This is a genomic window from Xenorhabdus bovienii (assembly GCF_024721015.1).
In the GTDB taxonomy this organism is placed as follows: Bacteria; Pseudomonadota; Gammaproteobacteria; order Enterobacterales; family Enterobacteriaceae; genus Xenorhabdus; species Xenorhabdus bovienii.
The window spans coordinates 1-1,389 of record NZ_JANAIF010000210.1 but is presented as its reverse complement, the minus strand read 5'-3'; the positions used below and the strand labels follow the sequence as shown (position 1 = coordinate 1,389).

At 58.7% G+C, this 1,389-nt stretch carries 1 protein-coding gene; it reads left to right on the top strand.

What is annotated here, in order from left to right:
- Nucleotides 1-1,389 (top strand): AMP-binding protein (locus tag NXS07_RS20045; RefSeq protein ID WP_258087515.1); only part of this gene is annotated, 1,389 nt, incomplete at both ends.

Below are 1,389 nucleotides of genomic sequence, written 5' to 3'. Positions count from 1 at the left end.
GGAGACAGTGACCAATTGCTGTCGTTTATCAATACGCACGAAATTACCAAGGCGTTTATTCCCACCGCCTTGATGAACCATTTTGCCGCCGAACTGGCTCACTCAACCTTGCAGGTCATCCATACTGGCGGCGAAGCGCTGAATGCGCTGAATTTACCGCCGGACGTCATGCTGTTTAACCAGTATGGCCCCACCGAAGGCACCGTGTGCGCCACCCAAAACTTATTGCAGGACGGGGATCGGGCGATCGGTAAGGGAATTGATAACGTCCGTCTGTATGTCCTTGATGGTGAGGGCAACTTGTCTCCGATGGGGGCAACGGGGGAACTGTATATCGGGGGCGCCGGGCTGGCCCGTGGGTATTGGAATCGGCCGGAACTGACCGCGGAGCGTTTTGTGGCGAACCCGTTTGCCACGGTGGAAGATCAGGCGCGGGGCTACACCCGCCTGTATAAAACCGGCGATTGGGTACGCTGGCGGCCGGACGGCAATTTGGAATATCGGGGGCGCAATGATTTTCAGGTCAAGATCCGTGGCTACCGCATTGAGCTGGGGGAAATCGAAAGCGCGCTGGCCTCGCACCCACAGGTGAAACAGGCGGTGGTGATTGACCGCGAGCATGAAGGCCACAAAGCCCTAGCGGCGTATCTGGTCACGGACGGGGGGCTGTCGGATGAAACCCTGATGGCGTACCTGTCTGCCCGCCTGCCGGACTACATGGTGCCATCCAGCTTGACCCGGATTGAGACGGTGCCCCTGACCCTGAATGGCAAGCTGGATTGCCGGGCGTTACCGGCGCCGGTGTGGGTGAGCCGGGACGATTATGTGGTGCCGCGTAATGCGCTGGAAACCCAGCTGTGTGCCGTCTGGCAGGACGTCTTGGGGCTGGAGCGGGTCGGCATTGAGGATAACTTCTTCCGGATCGGGGGCAACTCCCTGATAGCCATTAAGCTGACAGCCGCCATTCGCCGTGTTCTGGCCGTGGAGGTTCCACTGGCACAAGTGTTTGAGTTGAAAACTATTGCCGGGCTGGCCGCACAGATGGGACAGCAGGCCTGCACGGTGATCCCCCACGTCGAGTTGGCGCGTTACCCCCTGTCATTTGCCCAGGAGCGGATGCGGTTTATTGAACAGTTTGAGCAGGGAACCCATGCCTATCATATCCCTTATCTGGTACAGCTCAATGATGGGGCCTGCTTATCCCTTCTGGAAACGGCCATTCATCGGGTGGTTGAGCGCCATCCGGTGATGAAGACGGTCTACCGTAATGACGACGAGGGGCAGGCCTACCAGCAGGTACTGGAAGGTAATCTGGTTCTCCGGTCACAGTCTTGTGAGGCGTTTGACGCACTCCTGCAAACCGTGCGTGCGGAACTGGCCACTCCGTTC